Source organism: Arenicella sp. 4NH20-0111, from assembly GCF_040366405.1.
Classification (GTDB): Bacteria; Pseudomonadota; Gammaproteobacteria; order Arenicellales; family Arenicellaceae; genus Arenicella.
Genome location: NZ_BAABWF010000011.1, coordinates 64,318 through 84,359, shown reverse-complemented (window position 1 = coordinate 84,359; position 20,042 = coordinate 64,318). Strand labels below are relative to the sequence as shown.

The 20,042-nt window shown below is 43.7% G+C and carries 15 protein-coding genes, 1 tRNA gene and 2 pseudogenes; 12 read left to right on the top strand and 6 right to left on the bottom strand.

Features of this window, described 5'->3' with window-relative positions; genetic code table 11:
• Positions 1-15 precede the first annotated feature (15 nt).
• From ABWW54_RS17885 to ABWW54_RS17840, 10 genes are all read left to right on the top strand, one after another.
• Positions 16-201 carry a Trm112 family protein gene (locus ABWW54_RS17885; protein WP_353414266.1) on the top strand — a complete coding sequence of 62 codons (186 nt, stop codon included), beginning with the start codon at positions 16-18 and terminating at the stop codon, positions 199-201.
• Entirely contained in the window at positions 201-932 is a 732-nt protein-coding gene (gene kdsB / locus ABWW54_RS17880) for a 3-deoxy-manno-octulosonate cytidylyltransferase (protein WP_353414264.1), read from the top strand. Before ABWW54_RS17885 ends, kdsB begins: the two co-directional genes overlap by 1 nt.
• Before the next feature lie 45 nt (positions 933-977).
• Positions 978-1,478 carry a low molecular weight protein-tyrosine-phosphatase gene (locus ABWW54_RS17875; protein WP_353414312.1) on the top strand — a complete coding sequence of 167 codons (501 nt, stop codon included), beginning with the start codon at positions 978-980 and terminating at the stop codon, positions 1,476-1,478.
• Positions 1,472-1,963, top strand: coding sequence for a L,D-transpeptidase family protein (locus tag ABWW54_RS17870; protein ID WP_353414262.1), 492 nt, complete (start codon positions 1,472-1,474; stop codon positions 1,961-1,963). The genes ABWW54_RS17875 and ABWW54_RS17870 overlap by 7 nt, the downstream gene beginning before the upstream one ends.
• Before the next feature lie 59 nt (positions 1,964-2,022).
• Positions 2,023-2,967, top strand: coding sequence for a beta-N-acetylhexosaminidase (gene nagZ / locus ABWW54_RS17865; protein WP_353414261.1), 945 nt, complete (start codon positions 2,023-2,025; stop codon positions 2,965-2,967).
• A 29-nt stretch (positions 2,968-2,996) separates the two neighbouring features.
• A complete protein-coding gene (locus ABWW54_RS17860) occupies positions 2,997-3,716 on the top strand; it encodes a DUF1499 domain-containing protein (protein WP_353414259.1) in 720 nt (239 codons plus the stop codon).
• Between the two features lie 264 nt (positions 3,717-3,980).
• Complete coding sequence (locus tag ABWW54_RS17855; protein WP_353414257.1) at positions 3,981-5,198, top strand: tyrosine-type recombinase/integrase; 1,218 nt, start codon at positions 3,981-3,983, stop codon at positions 5,196-5,198.
• 254 nt (positions 5,199-5,452) lie between these two features.
• Positions 5,453-6,889 carry a hypothetical protein gene (locus ABWW54_RS17850; protein WP_353414255.1) on the top strand — a complete coding sequence of 479 codons (1,437 nt, stop codon included), beginning with the start codon at positions 5,453-5,455 and terminating at the stop codon, positions 6,887-6,889.
• The gene (locus ABWW54_RS17845; RefSeq protein ID WP_353414254.1) at positions 6,882-8,876 is read left to right on the top strand and encodes a site-specific integrase; all 1,995 of its coding nucleotides are present in this window, start codon (positions 6,882-6,884) and stop codon (positions 8,874-8,876) included. The genes ABWW54_RS17850 and ABWW54_RS17845 overlap by 8 nt, the downstream gene beginning before the upstream one ends.
• Complete coding sequence (locus ABWW54_RS17840; RefSeq protein ID WP_353414252.1) at positions 8,860-9,255, top strand: hypothetical protein; 396 nt, start codon at positions 8,860-8,862, stop codon at positions 9,253-9,255. The genes ABWW54_RS17845 and ABWW54_RS17840 overlap by 17 nt, the downstream gene beginning before the upstream one ends.
• A gap of 78 nt (positions 9,256-9,333) precedes the next feature.
• On the opposite strand, the gene ABWW54_RS17835 is transcribed toward ABWW54_RS17840, so the two are convergent.
• From ABWW54_RS17835 to ABWW54_RS17815, 6 genes and pseudogenes are all read right to left on the bottom strand, one after another.
• Positions 9,334-9,410: transfer RNA gene (locus ABWW54_RS17835), tRNA-Arg, on the bottom strand.
• A 691-nt stretch (positions 9,411-10,101) separates the two neighbouring features.
• A pseudogene (locus ABWW54_RS17830) lies at positions 10,102-10,928 on the bottom strand (integrase core domain-containing protein).
• Positions 10,929-11,803: 875 nt separating this feature from the next.
• Positions 11,804-12,115 (bottom strand): hypothetical protein, encoded by a 312-nt coding sequence (locus ABWW54_RS17825; RefSeq protein ID WP_353414250.1) that lies wholly within the window; start codon positions 12,113-12,115, stop codon positions 11,804-11,806.
• Between the two features lie 133 nt (positions 12,116-12,248).
• Positions 12,249-12,806: an ArsR family transcriptional regulator gene (locus ABWW54_RS17820; RefSeq protein ID WP_353414249.1), complete on the bottom strand. Its 558-nt coding sequence runs from the start codon at positions 12,804-12,806 to the stop codon at positions 12,249-12,251.
• A gap of 124 nt (positions 12,807-12,930) precedes the next feature.
• A pseudogene (locus tag ABWW54_RS20160) lies at positions 12,931-13,081 on the bottom strand (IS3 family transposase); the annotation flags it as partial.
• 20 nt (positions 13,082-13,101) lie between these two features.
• A complete protein-coding gene (locus ABWW54_RS17815; RefSeq protein ID WP_353414247.1) occupies positions 13,102-13,272 on the bottom strand; it encodes a hypothetical protein in 171 nt (56 codons plus the stop codon).
• A gap of 459 nt (positions 13,273-13,731) precedes the next feature.
• Between ABWW54_RS17815 and ABWW54_RS17810 the strand changes: the two genes are divergently transcribed.
• Both ABWW54_RS17810 and ABWW54_RS17805 read left to right on the top strand, forming a co-directional pair.
• On the top strand, positions 13,732-14,001 hold the full coding sequence (locus ABWW54_RS17810) for a hypothetical protein (RefSeq protein ID WP_353414246.1): 270 nt from the start codon (positions 13,732-13,734) through the stop codon (positions 13,999-14,001).
• Between the two features lie 603 nt (positions 14,002-14,604).
• Complete coding sequence (locus ABWW54_RS17805) at positions 14,605-19,602, top strand: cadherin-like domain-containing protein (RefSeq protein WP_353414244.1); 4,998 nt, start codon at positions 14,605-14,607, stop codon at positions 19,600-19,602.
• Positions 19,603-20,042: the final 440 nt, after the last annotated feature.

The following is a 20,042-nucleotide window of genomic DNA, read 5'->3' as shown; positions in this document are numbered from 1 at the left end:
ATGTAGTGTTTAAAAATGGATAGCAAACTATTAGAGATGTTGGTTTGTCCGATAACCAAGGGCAAACTGGACTATGACCAAGAAGAGCAAGAGTTAATTTCGTACCAAGCTCGTCTGGCTTTTCCTATTCGAGATGGCTTTCCGGTGCTGCTCGAAAACGAAGCTCGTGAGTTGGATGCAAACGAGGAGCGCTCGAAGTAATGTCGTTTACTGTTGTCATACCCGCGCGGTTTGGATCCACTAGATTGCCTGGGAAAGCGCTTCTTCAAATTGCAGGCCAGCCAATGGTGGCGCACGTCGTTGCCCGAGCGAACGAGTCTCTGGCACACCGAGTAATCGTTGCGACCGATGATGAGCGTATTGCTGACGCTGTAGCGAGTTTAGAGTGTGAAGTCTGTATGACTCGAGAGGATCATGAGTCTGGAAGTGATAGAATTGCGGAAGTGGTGACTAGCATGGATATTGCAGACCAAGAGGTCGTCGTCAATGTGCAAGGTGACGAGCCCCTCATTCCAGGCGAACTTATCAATAGAATGGCGGAATCGCTGGCGGGTTCAGATGCGGCGATGTCAACGGCGGCAATGAAGATCGACAGTGATAAGGACTTGCACAACCCGAATGTCGTAAAAGTTGTTTTTAATCGTAATAATGAAGCAATGTACTTTTCTCGCTCAACCATACCTTACGCTCGTGAAGCGCAGATTCAATGTGCATATCGTCATATTGGTATTTATGGGTACCGAGCGAAATTTTTGAGGCGCTATCATTTGCTCGAAGAGAGTTTGATTGAACAAACTGAAAAATTGGAGCAACTCAGAGTCTTAGATAACGGAGAAAAAATAGTGGTTGAGGTTGTCTCTCACGGTACTGGAATCGGCGTGGATACCGCCGAAGATCTAGAGCAAGTCCGGGCGATTTTTAACAATCGCTAACGCGAGCTTCAGTTAAGGTTGGCGGATTTATTTAACGTGGTCTAAATCATGAAAACAAAAGTTTTATTTGTGTGTATGGGGAACATCTGCCGCTCTCCTACTGCCCATGCGGTGATGCAGCATAAGCTTGACGCCCGATCTCTAGGTGATGTCATCGAAGTTGATTCAGCTGGCACACACGCATATCACGTGGGTGAGAAGCCTGATCCAAGATCTCGTCAGAAAGCCATGAGCATGGGAATCGATATGGAGTTCATAAGAGCTCGAAAGATATCAATTACAGATCATGATGAGTTTGATTACATACTGGCCATGGATGAAGATAATTTGGATCTCATAAATTACTATGCACCAGATGGCGGTAGAGCTCGAGTAGGGCTTTTTCTAAGTTATGCCAATGCCGCTGGCGACCTCTCGGACACGATTGTTCCAGACCCGTACTATGGCGGTGATCAAGGGTTTACGCACGTATTCTCGCTTGTTGATGCTGGTTGCGACGCGTTAATTGACACCATACTGGCCGAGAGAGAGAATCACGTATGCTAGACATTGATCACATTGAAGTGTCGATACAAAGTCAGAGCCTACGTGGTTACTCCAAAGACAGAGGTGTGGTCTTTGAGGCTACTGTGTCGACTGCTAAAAATGGTTGTGGACAAATTTTTGGTAGTGAATGTACGCCACTGGGTTCGCATCGAATTCGCGCTAAAATAGGAGGAGACTGCCCTGAAAACGCCGTGTTTGTAGGCAGACGTCCCACAGGCGAACTTTATTCTTCTGCGTTAGCGGATTGTTATCCAAATCGGGATTGGATTTTGACGAGGATTATGTGGTTGTGTGGTAATGAGATTGGACTAAATCGGCTTGGGAACGTCGATACGCAACGTCGTTACGTTTATATCCACGGCGCGCCAGATTCGCATCAGATGGGAGTGCCTAGTTCCCATGGTTGTATTAAAATGCGAAACACTGAAATTATTGAATTATTCAACAGAGTTAAAATTGGCACAACCGTGCTAATTTCTGCTTAGACTTTTTACCTGCACATACACAATTCTAAACCATGCTAAGAATGCCATTGGGTCCCGTCATGCTAGATGTCGAAGGGCTAGAACTTAATCAACAAGATATAAGAAGGCTCGTGGATCCGAATGTGGGTGCTGTGATACTTTTTGCCAGAAACTTTAACAACAGAGAACAAGTTAAAGCCCTGATTGCGCATATTAAATCGCTTAGGTCGCCTTCTTTGTTGATCGCTGTGGATCAAGAAGGTGGAAGAGTTCAGCGCTTTAAGGACGGTTTCACACTGCTTCCGGCTCCTCAAAAATTTGGGGAGATGTGGCGAGAGGACAAACACACTGCACCGATGAAAGCGTTCGAATCGGCCGTTACGATGGCCACAGAGCTGCTTAGCGTTGGAGTAGACTTTAGTTTTGCACCAGTATTTGACGTTACCACTAAAGAGAGCGAGGTGATTGGGGATCGCTGTTTTCATCCACAGCCCGAGGTGGCTACTGAGCTGCTCGCCGCCTATATTGATGGCATGCATTCATCGGGAATGATCGCCGTGGCCAAGCATTTTCCGGGACATGGTGGCGTTAGCGGTGATTCTCATCACTGTTTACCTGAAGATCAACGGCCTATGGAAACTGTGGAGTCACATGACCTTGTGCCCTATAAAGCGCTCATTAATGATATAGAGGGCGTCATGACGGCGCATGTGCTCTATTCTAACTGCGATGCAGACATTCCAACGTATTCAAACTATTGGTTACAAACCGTGCTGCGTGAAAAGCTTGAGTTTGAAGGTGTTGTTTTCAGCGACGATCTGTCGATGCAAGGTGCCATCGACGCTAATGGGGCTGGTGAGGGAGGCTCAATATTGGAAAGTGCACAACGAGCTTTTTATGCTGGGTGCGACATGGTGTTAGTTTGCAATCGCCCAGATTTGGTTGATGAATTATTAGAAGGCTTGGAATTTGAGCCCAACGAAACATTATCTGGTCGTTTGGCCAGATTATCAGCGGCTGCATAAGCACGGCTTTTAATTTAGGAGAAAATAGAATGGGTAACTGGTTAAAACGGTTTGGTATTTTGACAGCGCTGGCTTTCCCCGCCTCGGTTGTCTTGTATAGACAGGGAGTGCTTGGGTTTGGAGGTGCATTGGAGATTATTAAAGCATCAGCAGGCCTCGGAGTATTGGTGTTTTTAGTTGGTGTTGTCTATTGGTTCTTTACCAGAAAATCAAACAGCCAAGGAGCAAGGGCGGCAATGATCGGTGCGTTGATTGCGATTATTCCGGTGATTCCGCTGGCTCTACAAGCTAAAAAAGCGAGCTCTGTTCCGTATATACACAATATATCCACAGATGTGGTTAATGCCCCTGAATTTAACAAAGTGTTGACGTTACGAACGGATCAGGATAATCCGCACCAATATGATGCTGATGCACTGGCTGAACTCCAACAAAAAGCGTATCCAGAGGTCAAAACTTTGATGACGGCAATGTCGGTGGAAGAAGCGCTTATAAAAGCTGAAAAGATCGCTCGCGAATTAGGGTGGGAGATAGTGGATGTGGATGCATCTAACGGGCTAGTAGAAGCGACTGAAACGACACTGCTTTGGGGGTTTAAAGATGATATTGTAATTCGCGTCCAACCATCGGGCTCCGAAACGGCGGTGGATTTGCATTCGGTATCTCGCTTTGGGCAAAGCGACCTTGGTGTAAACGCCGCAAGAATAGAGAAGTTTTTGAATTCTTTCTCTCAAGTAGAATTCCAATGATTGGTACCTCGCTGGAGCTAATTAGATTGGCTCCAGTGGGCTTATTTTGGGTTGGGTCAATAAATATGAAAATCCGTTTGCACATTTTGTGAATTCACTAGAGTGTGAAGTTAGTGCGTAGAAGTGTCTTTAGATACCCCATGCATGGCGCCCCATGCTTGGCGCCCCCGGCAGGACTCAAACCTTACACATATATAAAGTTATTGACAATATTACACATATGAAATAAAACATTGACAATACTGGTGTTCATATTACTAAACAGTGGCGCATATTAAGAAGTACATCGATTGTAAATATATTTATCAAAATGGAGAGTTGGTGGAGCATGACTCCCGAGTCGGCAAAGAGAAGCATACGATTTTCTGGGAGTCGGGTGACTTATGGGTGGAGGTGCACGATTATCTTAGAGGGAAACGAGTAAAAGCAGCGACGATCCGGAGTAATGCGTATGACTTGTACAATTACGCAGAGTGGTTAGAGTCCGAGAATATCCACTGGTTGCATTTCCCATTGCAAAAGAAAAACAGGTGTCTCTACCGATATCGAGGCTACCTTACGCGTGGAATAAAAGGCACTGGAAAGCTAGAGGCCAGGAGAATGAATGCGGTCATTAATTTCTATCGTTGGTGTAAGGTTTATGGTGTGATTGATAAACAACTACAATTGTGGTCGGATCAGCAAGTCCCAGTATCATTTTTTAATGATACTGGGTTTGAACGTACATCAAGGGTTTTAACTACTGACTTAAAAATACAAAGCCGTAACAAAAACATTACATCTGTGGAAAGCGGGCTTTTGCCAATCTCAATAGAGGATCGTGACGAACTACTCAAGTTCTTACTGGAGAATCAATCCGAGCGAAATCAAGTGCTTTACCTTTTATTTCTTACAGGCTTTTACACTGGCGCACGACTTGGCTCCATCAGAAAGCTACGAATAGAACATTTGGAAGCCGCAATAGAGGATCCTGTATATGAAAGTATATTGCAGGTTCAGGCGGGGCCGGGAACGGGCATACCAACCAAGTTCGATGTGAGCGGTTGTTTGCGTTTCCCTAGGCCAATTGCAGACGAGCTAAAGAAATATGCGCGGACAAACGTAGCTAGACTTCTTCGACAGACTAAGGCTAGTGAAAAGAATCGGTCATTAATATTTTTAACTAAAAACGGAAAGCCATACAGCCAACAAAATATAAATATGGCGATGAGTGAGTTACGTAGTGATTTAGTTTTAGCTGGTTTGACACAATTTTGCGACCTTAAGTTTCATCAATCTAGAGCAACGTGTGGGACAGAGTTGGCTCGAATTCTCATGCGAAGTGGAGAAGTTAATGCGATACAGTTGGTACGCGACTGGCTCATGCACAAAAGCGAAACAGTGACTATGAAGTATATCAACTTTATTAAAGTTACTCGTCAGGCTGAAAAGTTGAATTCTGAGTATAACAAGCGGTTTTTAGGAGAAGACTTTGGGTTGTGAACGGGAACTTCGATTTTAGAATAGACGGCTTTAAAAATTCGTGGGCAGACCTTCGCAGATGGTTAGTGCCAGGTGGAGCCGCTCGAAATTCATTAGAATTTTTTAGTTCAATCAATGAAGAAACATTCAAGAGTATTTGCGGTAACCGAATGGGTTTTATAAAGGAGGTTTTCGATAACGCAATAGCTTTTGATGCAGCGAAGGGCGCTAGGCCCGCAACTATTCGTAACAGTGTTGCACGTTTTAATGACTTTATGAAATGGTCTGATCATCATAGGTTGAAGTTGATATTGGAGCCTGAAGAATTAGAAAAACACTTCAGAGGATACGATGAATGGTGGTATCAACGAGCCTGGATTGCAAACGAGGTATCGATTGAAACTGCCTACGGCAATGTTAATGAGGTTGCTCGTATACTGTCATTAACCTTGGAGCTACCTAGCTATTTATCTTTCCGGAATAAGTCCAAAGTTATCAAAAAGTACAGAATTCCTCGTAAGGTATCAGTGTCTAGAAATGCTGAGAAACAACAGCTAGGTGATTCTAAAAAAATGGGGCGATATTGCGTTGAGGTTGCTCAAGCGATTACGATTGAAAGAGTATATGGGCGTCTGCCTATTGTGTCTGGCAGTTTGCATTCTCAAAAAGACGATGTTGCTCGTTTAACCGCATTGCCTAGCGGGCTAATTTCAATGATTAATGGGAATAGACCCCATCATATCGCTCGCGCCAAAAATACATGTAACCCAATACCGAAAGGTTCGGAGCTTGACGATTTTCGTTGGGGTATAGTTAGAATGAAATTAATGGCCGAATTTATTATTTTCATCTTTCAGACAGGTATGAATGTGTCTCAGACTTTGCGATTGGAGCGTCGTGTTTTTAAATACAAGGGCCAAGGTTCGACTGATTGGCGTGTGTCTGTTCACAAGCCAAGAAGACAAGGCGGAGTTGAATTTACGATTTATAGAATGTACCGACCATGGTTCAAGAGATATATAGAATTTATTACACATTTCTATCCAGATGATGAGAGACTTTTTCCGCTTGGTAACCTACAAATGAGTCAGCAAGGTTTAATTAAATACAATGTCTTCAAGAAACAATTGGCTCAGGATGGTATACCATGGCTTTCACCAAAGACTATAAGAAATACTCGCGTAAACTTCATAGATCGTTTGGCTGGTGACCCTAATGTGAGTGCAGAAATGGCTCAGCATTCGAGGGAAGTTTTCAAGGATAGATATGAATTGCCATCTCAGCAACGCGCTTTGACGGAAATTACAGGTTTTTGGGCAACTGAGCCTATGAGAAGTTTAATCCAGAGTGAATGTCGCGGTAGGCCGGAGGCTATAAAAGGTAAGCCTGAGCAGATCGTTACGCCTGACTGTATGCATGAATCAGGTTGCCTGTTTTGTAAAAGTCATCGCGATATTAAATCTTTTGACTATGTATGGGGGTTAATAACCTTTCGAATGTTGAAAATAGTCGAATTGCGTTCAAGACATACTGCTAGTGATGGCACTGTTGACTTAATCGTTGCAAAACTAACAGATAAAATCGAAGCCTACAGGTCTATGAATGACGAATCTCGACAATGGGTTATAGAAGGTTTGGAGCGAGTGGGGGAAGGCGATTATCACCCTAACTGGGACAATATACTGCAGTTTTGGGAGGGTGGAGGTGGCTGAGACAATTTTAAGGTTTTGTGGTGATATAGATGCATTAGATCCGTCTAGTCTCGCCTACTATCAAACGCCGATCTTTCCGCCGGACGGAAATTTTTGCGTCTCCATAGACGCTACAGGAAATGCTAAATCGAAGTACTCAGATGATTTTTGGGACATGTCAGAGCAAAATTATTATGGATTTGATTTTGCTCAATATCAGCTTTCTGAAGTAAATCGAGACTTATTAAAGCAAGTAATTTTTTTACATTTATATCACATACCACTATTTCCTGGCACACTACGGGTTGTGAGTAAGAGGCTAGGTTTACTTGGATCTTTGTGTCGATACATTGATGATAATAATATAAGACTGGATCAACTTTATCGTTTTCCTCGAACAGCGATAGTACTTTCTAAGTTATTTACACCAGCGCAATTTGAAAAACTTATTAGGGTCCTAGAACAGGTTTATGTCGAAAAGAGAGTGCTTGGTTGGCAGGCAGTAGATGAACGCTATCTTGATGAATTACGAAAAGCTCTAAAGCCAAGTATAACTGTGCAAAATGCTTACATCCCCCCTAGGTTGTGGTTAGCTTTGATTGAATCTGCAGAAGCGGTAATGAGTGATTTTGAAACCCAAAAGGGTGCCATCGAGGAGGCCTGGATATGGATTCATAGGGCGTACAAAAAGAATATTGAAAACGGCTATTTTCATATTAATCCGTTTAGGAAATATAATCTAAAAGATAACTCTTGTTCTGGCCGAATTAGATATGAAGAAGGTGGTGAAGCCTTTTTAGTGGAACGCGGAATAATGGCGTCTATGGAATGCTGGTTCGACCAGACGTTGATAAAGCACAAAGGTGCAGCTATTCTTACAAACTACGTGAATTTGGTTCGCGATTGCTCCTTTTTATATATCCTCGCGCATAGCCTTCAACGGCAATCTGAAGGATTGTCTCTACGTGCAGATTGCTTTTTGATTGACGACGACCCCATATTCGGGAGTGTGGCAATGCTCGTGGGAGAAACGACAAAAACTGATGCTGATAACGATGCTCGTTGGGTCGTTCCAATTCAAGTCAAAAGAGCAATCGATATTCTGAAATATATTGGCCGACTTAGAATTGCTCATACATTGATGAACGTAGACGATCAGGTGAAGGAAAACCCTTATCTGATGGCCGGCGTGGGAGAGTGTTGGGTAGCTGGGCACTCTTCTTCTGATAAAATGATGGTAGAGAGAGTTAAAGAGTTCAATCTGACCAAAATAATACCTAAATACCCGAATGTGTTTTGTCCATCCAAACTTACTATAACGCGCGAAGATTATGATATCGCATACAACCTTACTCCTGCACTAACGCAAAAAAAATGGTTCGAAGTTGGAAATCATTGGCACTTTAACCCTCACCAACTTAGACGTACACTGGCTGTTAATATGTATACGCAAAATGTGTCAGACAGCGTGATTCAATGGCAAATGAAGCATCGAACAATTCAGCAGTCATATTATTATGGTCGAAATCATACAAGGCTACTGGTCAATAGCGGGGTAAAGGATGTTTGTCAGACAGAGAGGAATCGAGGCACTGCGCTTGCTTTGATTGATTTGGTAGAAAATAAGAATGGAGATAATGTTCTAGCGACCAGCTATAACCCTATTCCGTTAGAAATATTGAGCTTAATTGAAGAGAGAGATTATAGAAAGCTAGAGGTTGCAGCAAAGAAAGGTCAGATATCCATAAGGACAACCATGTTGGGGTTGTGTATGGCTAAAACTTGTAAATATGGTGGTATAGAGTCTGCAATACACTGTGCGGGCATTGATGGTAAAGCACCGTGTAAGGACGCGATCTTTAGAAAGCCCAATGCCTCAAAACTTCGCGCTCTAAAACAGCGTAACACCGAGGAAATATCAACTCTTAAACCGCTTACTCCTAGGCATGCAAAACTGGAAAATGAAAACAAAGCAATAGAGGTATTTTTAGATGCCACGTCCACCTAGCGTAGAACAAAAATTAAGGGGGGCCTTCGAACGTATTAAGTTGGGTACACAGCAAAATATCCCTCAAGGAACCAAGATGACTATGTCTAGCGTAGCCAAAGAGGCGCGTATCTTGCCTTCCGCATTTCGTAGAGAACGATATCCTGAAATACACAGAGAAGTTGCAGCGTTCATTGAAGTTTCTACGTCAATAGATAATCAAAGCAAGCCGAAGAAAAAAAGGCGTAAGTCGGATGCCAAACGAATAAAAAAATTAAATGATATGGTAGAAAAGCTGTTGGCTATGAACAACAGTCTGCGCGATGTTATTGATCACCAGCAAGAAGAAATAGATATGTTAAAAGATGGGGGCGTCGTCATGCTGAGAAAAAATGAGTAAAATATGTCGAGCACCCAAAAATGTTAAAGGTAAGTATTTGAAGTTGATGTGCTCATTGATGAGAATATTAAGGGGAACTGGCCTCCCTGATTGGACTCGAACCAACAGTCTATCGCTTAGGAGGCGATTGCATTATCCAATTATGCTACAGGGAGATGTTCTGAGGATTAACCTAGCCGGCCAAGGCGCTAGTGTAGCGAAATAGTTAGCAACTACCAAATCAAAATTTAACTGTTACAGAGCTCAAGCGATATAAATGTGTGGATTTTTGTCTTTCTACTAATTTGGCGATAGCCTTAAATAAAGAACGGGTTCAAAAACAGAAATGCTAGTACCGTCGAGCGCGCACGGCTGTACAGGACTTAATGGCTACACATTTTAAAATGTTTGAATTCAGTCTCGCTGATACTAATGCCCACAGGCTAATGAATCTAACGAGAAATTAGTTGTTCAGGAGTTCATAAACAATTAGCCCTGATTCTTGAAATATGAGTGGTCTCTTCTTTGAGCTTGCCAGTCATTGGTTTGAATTTGATTGTCAATTCGCACTAAAGTAGGTGTTTTATCGATTTCTTATTGAGGGCTATTTGTGAAAACGCGAATATTCAATTTCAGTCTTTCCCGAGCGGACATAACTAACTTTCCTCCTAAACTAAGAAAAAAGTTCTTAACATCTCTTGATGAACTTGGGTCGAAAGAAGTTCAAGTAGTGCTGATAAAAAGTAATGACGATCGAGTCTGTAGAGCGTTTAAGAAAACGCTCCAGACAATAGTCCGAATACTTGATGATCGCCGCAAAGATACTGTAATCCCCCCAATTTATAACCGCCGTTTTGAGTATAGGATTTAAGCCGCGTTCAACATTTGCCTCGGTGGAATTCCGTTGATTGCGGTATGTGGTCTTTCGTTATTGTAAATCCTCAGCCATTGTGTGGCGAGTAATTGAATTGAGCTTGCTCGATCGAGTTAAAGCTATGCATATCCAGCCATTTGTGCCTAACCGTGCGGTTGAAGCGTTCGACGTATGCGTTCTGTGTTGGCATTCCTGGCTGGATATAAAGCAGCGCAATGCGATGTTTATTTGCCCAAGCCATCATCTCACCTCTGATGTACTCCGGCCCGTTATCGCAACGAATCGCAGCTGGTTTGCCACGCCATTCAATAACTTGATCAAGTGCTCGAATAACCCTTGAGCTGGGCAGCGATAAACCGATTTCGATAGTTAAGCCTTCGCGATTGTAATCGTTTATTACATTGAACGTACGGAACTTTAAGCCGTTCGCTAGACAGTTTCGGTTGGTAGCGATAGCAGGCTTCACAGATGCCCAAGCAAACACATGCAAAGCGAATGCTAACTTGATGAGGCGCTACAGCATGTTGTGCCATCTCTTTACGCTGAGACGGCTTTACAACTTTCCCTCGAGCGCCTCCTGCCTTATTTCCGCTTTTAGATGTTCTTTGGCGTACATCTTTTTGAGATGCCTATTCTCGGCCTCAAGTTCTTTCATACGTTTCATCAGCGAAGCGTACATGCCACCAAACTTAGCCTGCCACTTATAAAACGTGGCGTTACTCATACCGTGCTCACGACAAAGATCGGGCACTGAAACACCATCTTCGTTTTGCTTCAAGATAGCGATGATTTGATTGTCTGAAAATTTAGAGCTGCGCATAGAAAATTCTCCTGTTAGGATTAAAGAATATTCTACTTAAAACCTCGATTAATTTTCGGGGGATTACAGAAGATTCTACGAGCTCACTGTAATTTCTCCGCCTTTTCAAGAAAGTAAATAGGGCTACCACCGGTGCTATGAATATCGAGCAGTAGCCCACTATGAGGCTATCAATTTTCACGTTAATACATCCTACCCCGGAATTGGCGATTGTTGAACGCACGACGCGAATTAGCGTGATAATAACCCTTCAGAACGACTTTGGGTACGGTGGTATTTTTTTCAGATCTCCGATACGTGCGGTATGTAGATCCGGTTCTTCAAATTACTATGAAAAAATAATTTTGACCGGTTTTTCAATCTCAAAAAATAAGCTTGAAATGATAAGTTTCTCATGATCTGGGAATGTGAAACCAATTCTATAGTTCCCACCAACTTTAAATTGGTGAAAGAGAGTCTTTGCGTCAATCTAATTAGTTGGAGGTAAACATTTTGCCAAAGACTCTCCTTGAGAAAATGCGTCGAAGACATCTTCAATTTGCCGAGAAATCAAACTAGCTTTTTCAAAAACTCTTAGGTTTTTGAAAAAGCTAGTTAAGAAAAACCAAATAGATCAACTAACTCGCCAGCTGTGCTTCGCTGCTTATAACTTCAAGCACTCTTCTATGTGATTCATCTCCGAGGACATGGATTGGTGAGGCCTGATTTAATTGGATATTGAGTTGTATAGCCATATGGCTATGCATGGTTTTTAATTACTCGGTGCTGTAACCTTTTTCGTGAATATGTATTACCTCAGCAAATGACGACTCTAGCTTAGAGGGTACGATGATTTCATACCACTACTAAAGCCACATTATGCACAAGTACCGACTCTATTCAGCTTTCTTGGTCTTAGCATAAGTCAACGCTTCACCAAGATAAGCCTCGTAATCTTCCCTGAACTCGAGGGGTATCAGAACCCATTCCTTAAAGCGCTTCTTAGTAAAATTAAACTCATTACCTTCACCGTTCGCAATGATTTCATCGACTCTTTCAGAGGAGACTTTGATGATAAGAGAGTCTTCCTTATCAAACATCATACCGATAAACTCGCCTTTATAGCGAAGGCATGGCGTACCCATCATAGTGGACTGCTCAACTCCATTTTCAACTTCAAACCGGCTTACTAACTCCTGAAATATCATTTGACTAACTTTTTGACTATGGTAAATGATGCGTTCCAACAACCACCGATATTGTTGCGTTGGCTTTCGGATTGAATCGATCTATGTACAGGGCGCGAGAACGAGCCTTGCTTATGTGGTTGAAACACAATTCTCACAACCGACTCGGGTGGTGTTGCGATGATGCCAACTGCACATGGACGTATGTATGTGGCCGAGAAAATTCTAAGAGCTCGGATTGTTTTGTATTTAAGTATTTTCCCGCCAAGCTGTCAGTTTGTCCTTCATTCCTTGGAAATACAAATTGCCCATCACCACTGACTTTTAGATCGACCTCGGCTATCTCTGGGTCACCATTTTCTGAATCGAACAATTGTATAATTTCAGAACGTATTGTCCATGCCTGAAATAAACGTGCCGCGCTTAGGTTAAATTTAGCTTCTACGATAACCGGAGTTTCGCCCTGTGGAGGTTTAAGAAAAGATAAATTCAAGGTTATTTTTCCTCGACAAAAACAGGTTCGTCCACGGTTATGATTATCAACTAAATTTGGATTGTAGCGAATCTTCACGTGCTTGGCAGCAGCTGTCCGTGACATTTCAAATGGCTCTGCTATATCTGATAATGACGTCTCTCCCTTAGAAAGCTGTTCAAGGATAGCCAAGCGAGTATTACTACCCAATGCTGAAAATGTTTGTTCTACTTGATTCATACAGAAAAATTATTAAGTGAACTTATTTGTTTGGGAAGGCCTGAGTTCTCTAGAAACTTTCCTGCTTTATAAAACAATGTTGTACATCGACCGTTGGGATTACTCGAGCACTATGAGTATGTCATCGCTTCGGGTTGTAGAACATCTCGATATATTTAAACACATCAGCGTGGGCATCGTCACGCATTTTGTAGATTTCACGTCGAACCTTTTCCTTCTTCAAATTCGAGAGAAAAACTCTCCGCCATCGCATTATCCCAATAAATACCTCGTCGGTCATGCGTGAACTAATCGATTAGCCAATGATGTTTCGAGCGTAGAAGTCCATAACGACGGCTACAAACAAGAAACCTTCACAGGTCTTGATGTACGTAATATCACTGACCCACCATTGGTTCGGATGCTCAACCTCAAACTCACGATCAAGCGTGTTTGGAATCAGTTTGTGCGGCTTTCCAGCATACATATACTTTGGCTTGCCGTAGCCTCTCTGAGCTTTGGTTAATCCAAGGAATTAGTCAAATTGTCTTGCTCTAATGATTCGGTGACCGTCCGAGGTTTGCCCAATTCGTCTATCGAGTAAGGTAGGGCAAGGCGTAAGCTATAACGTAAATAGATCTTCAAATTTCATTCCCTGTCTAACTTTTGTTAAATCACTACAGCAATTTAATCTATCAATAGTTTCGACAGCGGCTCTTGCCGCTCGATAATTTTCAACGATGTTTTCACCATTGAATAAATTGGGCTCTTTGCTTTTTACGATATCTACACGCTATTTGGAAAACTCAATGTTGGGCAATCAAATACGGTTATCCATAATCGACTAAAAGAGCGACTCCTTAACTGAACCATATTGGAATATTTTAATAATGGTCCAACCAACCAACCAACCAACCCTAAAATGAACCTCTGAGTGAGTGTATTCATGTTCGACAACATCAACATGGTGGACCCTCTGGACCGAAAGCGAGACACTGCCCAAAGGGTGTTAAATGAGCTGCTCCGTAGCCATTTGAATCCCACTTTAAATGTTTCTCCGATGGTGCCAGTAGCAATGATTGTTGGTACGGAAATCGGAATGCCAAATGTAATATCTACCCGCGATTTTCCCGAACTAATTAGGGAAACCAATCGTTCACGTTTATCTTCATCAATTAGAGAGCTATTAAACACATTGGATGCTATTTCTGATTAGTCCGAGTATTCAATAAGCTCACACGCCAACGCGTGCCTTTGACTAATGCCACCTAATTTAAAGGCGATAGTCAAAATATATTATAAAACTAGCTTTAGTTTTGGCACCAAAGCCACTTGTGGTGAAATCAAAATTATTGAATATATCAAATGAACAGCTGTTAGGGGAGAAACTGAGACGGTCGATAAACTCTTAATCCGTTATCTAGTCTTTTTTCGCAAAGTTACTCCAAGGCTATTCTACCGTAAGAGGTCTTTTTGGGGGATATGCCAAAATACCTATTGTGCGAACCGGGCTGAAAAGCTCAACTGAGGAATGAAATGCTCCCCTGTGCACAGCCTTAGCTGTCCAAAAGGCCCCGACGACGTATAATTCAACACCGATTGGAAGCGATGAAAAAAATGTGGGTATAGTGCTCGAAAGTTGGGCCTTTTTGAACTCAGTCTCAGGCCGTCGAGTAGTTTGTAAACCAGCTTGAGCAATAAAAATACCGTTTATCGGGTGAATACCGGGGCTGGTCGAATTAGGAATGTTATCCCTCCTTGATTTTGTGTACATGTATATTCATCGGGCTCATCAATCACCGCCACTACAAATATAACCATGTACTTTTCTGCCACTATCAAACAAATCCTCCTAGTCGCATATGTTGGCCTAGCATCATCTTTAGTACACGCTCAGTACATTCCTAATATTACTCGAGGGGAGCCAGGCACGCTAATTTCCAGCTCGATTGATGTGCCAGAGATGAACCAAATGGGTCGTTTGGCAATCATGGAGCCATGCGGTGGATATGTTTGTACTATCCCAGAAGCGCCTGGCAGTGCACCGGGAAGTAGTATGTTGAACCAAGTATGGGACTTATCCGACCCTTCCAGTCCTCGTTTGGTGACAAATGGCAGTTTTACATCGATGCCTTACCAGGCTCACGGCACCGTAAAAATTTACGATCAAGTGACTGGGCAAGTTCAAATTGATAAGGGCAATGGGGAGGGGTTTACGCTCGCTGCTAATGGTGAGGTAAGTGAAGAGTCATGGTTAGGTGTTAACCCTAGAAACTTATCTAACTTATCAAGTATTTTTTTCCCTTGGAGCGCAACCAATTATGGCACTTATGGGTTTGTGGCACGTGACTCTGAGCTTTATTTGGACGATCAAATTATGTCACAGTGGGATCACTTGGGGATGACCGGTGTGATCGGCTTTTCCATGTTTGTGGGCGATATAATGATCCATGCCAGTGACCAGAGTAATACCGGTATGGCGACTTATGATGTGTCAGATCCCAGTAACCCTGTATTACTGGATCTAATTAATGATCATATTGGCCCAGTAGGCCGAGAACGTGGCATCGGTGGTTATGGTGCGGAAATTTACGGCCATTATATGGTATTTGCAAGCAGGCCTAATGAAGCTATTGGAACAACTACCGGTGCTATTACCGTGGTGGATTTTGAAGACCCTGAGAATCTACGTTTGCATTGTTACATCGAATTGCCGGGCGAACCTATGTATGTCAACTTTCAAGATGATCATGCGTTTTTAGATCGTTATAAAGTGCATATCGAAGACTGTCGAGTCGATATGTCGATTCCACATGATGGGCGGCATGATATGAGTCAGTATTCCTTGCCACTTGGCAATATTTTAGTGGCTGGAGGTATCGACGCATTTGGCCCGGTGACTGAACAGGGTATGTCATTGTGGGTACATCAGTCAGCGCCGGATACACGGCCGCCGTTTGTGGCCTATCATATTCCGCAAGACGGACGCACGAACTACCCAATCAACTTACCCATTAGCATTCATATCCCCGAAAAGCTACGTGGTGTGACGATGGTGCCTGGACAAAACATTATAGTACGCCCATTAGGGGGGGAGCCCATTGGGTTAAACTTTCGTTTTTCCCACAGTGGAATGCTCACCATTGACCCCGATGGTCACTTATTGCCCGAGACAAACTATGAAGTCATTCTGACTGGCATTCAGGACTATATGGGCAACGCCATGCCTGAGTTTACGTTTGAATTTACTACGGCCGCCGCGACCAACCAGCTCCCACCACCGGAAATTATCAGTTTTACTACGGCCTCTTCCGAGCCGATGGCGAATGCCACCACAACATTGTTAGCGCAAGCTACAGGTGTTGAACCTTTAGAGTATCGGTTTTCTTCAGGCATAGATGGAGAACCCATGTCGGATTGGTCGACGACCCCTAGTTTTTCGATAGTTTACCCAGAGGCCGCTTACTATGGAACTCGGTTGTTAGTGCGCGATGCGAATGGGCATATTAATTCTAATCTTAATTGGCGGCGTATTTTTCCCAACGATGGCACTCTACCTCCGCCACCTGCACCGATTGTTCACACCAGTTCGCAGCTAGCGTGTTCGTCAGATGAGGAACTACTGTGGGCTGTTAACCCCGATAATGATGCGGTGATGGGAATTGCTAAGTCGACACAAACTATCGCAGTTGAATTAACCGACTCAGATGACCCGCGTAGCGTATTAGTCGCGAACGACGGCAACATTTGGGTGGCAGGTATGGCATCCGATGGTGTAGACGTTTACGGCCCTGAAGGTAACTTAATTTCGCACATCGCGACTGGCTATGGCAGTGCACCGTTTGGCTTGGTCGCTTCTCACGGGGGTAGCGATGTTTATGCCACCTTATACGGTAGTGGTGAATTAGCGCGTTTTGCCGTAGCAACTCGTGAAGAAACAGGGCGCATCGCGCTTGGTCCAACACCTCGCGCTATTGCTATTACCAACGACGACAGCCGACTTCTGGTGACCCGTTTTATTTCACCTCAAAATACTGGGCAAATCTGGGATATCGATACCAGTAGCTTCACCTTAACCAGAACCATTGAACTACTGAAAAGTGATGACCCGGATACCATTTCTAATGGTCATGGTGTACCCAATTATTTGACGTCTATCATCATCACGGCCGGGGGTGATCGTGCCTACTACGCAGCACAAAAAGCCAATACAGACAAAGGCATGCTCACTGGTAGTGATTTGGATGACGACAACACAGTAAGAACTTTGGTCGGCATGATTGACTTGAATGCTAATGTAGAAAATTACGATTTTCGTACCGATTTAGACAACCGTGACTCGCCATCAGCCTTGGCTTTTTCACCACAGCTTGATTATTTGTTTGTTACCACGCAGGGCAACAACACGGTATTGGCGTTTCCAGTTAATGAGACAGGCAGCTTGGGGCAAGAAAGCGGCTTATTCCAGACTGGTTTAGCACCTCAAGGTCTATGTATGGACACTGAAAATACGCACCTCTATGTGAAAAACTTCACGGAGCGTAGCGTTAGTCAAATTGATGTTGAAAACTTTCTTAACTTTGGTGGTCTGAATCCGACAATTGAAACCATCAATACAGTCACTGACGAAGTGCTTACGCCAGCGGTATTAGCAGGCAAACAAATTTTCTATAATGCCAGTGACGAGCGCATGAGTGCAGAAGGCTATATTAGCTGTGCGACTTGTCATATAGACGGGTCACACGATGGCAGAACATGGGATTTTACCGGTCGTGGTGAAGGTTTGCGTAATACGCCGTCGCTAAATGGACGAGAAGGGGTGCGATTTGGCGCAGTTCATTGGTCTGGCAATTTTGATGAAATTCAGGATTTTGAGCATGATATCCGTGATCGCTTCCTAGGCTTGGGCTTTTTGACGAACGAAGAGTACGCACAAACTTCACCGCTAGGAACCCCAAAAGTCGGCTTAAGTGACGATTTGGATAATTTGGCGGAGTATGTCAACTCCTTGGCCGACGAATCTTTGTTGAACAGCCCTCATCGTACTGATACTGGCTTACTAACCGCAGAAGCACGGCGTGGGCGAGTGCTCTTTGTTGAACAAAATTGTATTAGTTGTCACAGTGGCGACGGGTTTTCGGATGGCCAATTGCACGATGTGGGTACACTGAGAGTCTATTCAGGGCAACGCCTTGGCGACGTGTTACACGGCATTCGTACCCCACCTTTGTTTGAACTCTTTGCATCAGCACCTTATTTGCATGATGGTCGTGCAGTTACAATGCAATCTGTGTTTAATACTGTGGGAGGAGATGTTTTCCAAGCCGAAGAGGCAGATATCGTTGGTGCTGTAATAGAGACTCAAAGCGTATTTGAAAACCTTCGTCGCAGTGATCCCAATGCAAGTCCAAGTGCAGTACGCTTACGTGACAGTACCAGTGATTTGATCACTTTGAATGATGTCGATGGTGGCAATGGTGGCGATTCTTTAATTAGCTTGCGCGGTATGGGGCTGGGTGTTGGTAATCCATCTAACGTGGTGATTAATGTTAATGGTCAAGAACATGTCATGACTTTATCCAATATGGCGACATTCGGTGATGAAGTGCCGAGTATGGCGGATACACCAACACTGCCAATAAGCTTATCACCAGGCTCAGAAAACACAGTTACCATTAGTCGTCAATCGGACAGTGGTGCTATCATCATTGATGACATCACCATAAGTCGTAGCGACGATATAGCCAATGCCAGTGCGCACACTTTGGTTAACCAGCTACCCACCCAAAGCCAAGCTGATTTGGTGGCGTACTTATTGCAAATTGATGCACAGGGCAATAATAGCTCAACCCCTCCCGTTAACACCCCACCAATGGGTGGTATAGATCAGGCCAGTACCCAGCAAGGTGTTGGGCTTACTTTGCAAATTACTGAGTTGTTAGGTAATGACAATGATGCAGACAATGATGTTCTATCCATTACTGCGGTGGCTGACATGGTTAACGGCACCGCTGTGCTTGACCTTGATGCAGGGACAGTGCAGTTCACGCCCGCTTCCGACTTTTTTGGTGATGCCAGCTTTGATTACATTTTGTCTGACGGTCAAGATTCGGTTTCAGTCACCGTGAGTGTTGAGGTCACCGAAGGTTCTGATCCACCAAGTAATACACCACCAGTAGGGGGCAATGACTTAGCTACCACAACAGTGAATACGCCGGTTGTGTTTCATAATGCGGACTTGTTAAGAAACGACCAAGACGCCGACGGTGATGAGTTAACAATAGCGTTGGTAGACGACGCAGTTAATGGCACCGCTGTTTTAGACCGAGAAGCAGGCACGATTACGTTTATGCCCGATGCTGATTTTGTTGGTGATGCGCGATTTGTGTATTTGCCAACAGATGGCCAAGCAACTACCTATGCGGTGGTCCGCATTACGGTGGAGGCCATCGCGACACCGGTTAACACCCCACCTGTGGGGGGGGCTGATACTGTGAGTACCAACCAAAGTGTGGCATTGCAAATGACCGTAGCGAGTTTGCTAGCGAATGACCGTGACCCAGATGAGGGCTTTTTGCCTATAATAGTAAAAAAACAAGACGGAACAATAGTTATGGTACCTTATGACGTTAGCGATGTATTGAGTATCATAGATGTTGCAGATGCTGTGAATGGTACTGTTGAGTTCATTGATGGCATGATCATATTTACACCTGCGAATGATTTTGCAGGCATGGCGAGTTTCAATTACCTGTTGTCTGATGGCAACTATACAATAACCGTGCCAGTTTCTATTACAGTTAACCCTCCCAATTGATAAGGCGCAAGAGCATGCCCAGGGCGACCAGTCTACGATCCTCAAAGAGCAAAACCTGCATGACTTACAAAAAAGCCGTCCAGGCGAAATGCACGAAGCCTGGGATAAGCGGCGCCTGTTTCGTCACTAGTGGGACAGAATCGATTTGTACAACCGAGCCAAAGATTGAAAATGAATCTGTCTTCGTCTGGAAAAGAGAATGCAGAGTTTTCGCGATAAAGGATAGTGGGGCTGAGAGATTTCCTGCCTTTCAATTTTCGAATGGAATTGCAAACCCGATAGTAAAAGAAACTCTGAAAAATCACCTAAAGGGATGAGTGTCTGGCAAATCGCATTTTGGTTTGACTCACCTAACGATTGGCTAAACGATATACGTCCTACGGAGTCGCTTGATGATCTAGAGGGAATTTTAGACGCTGCATATCAAGAAGGCCAAGACA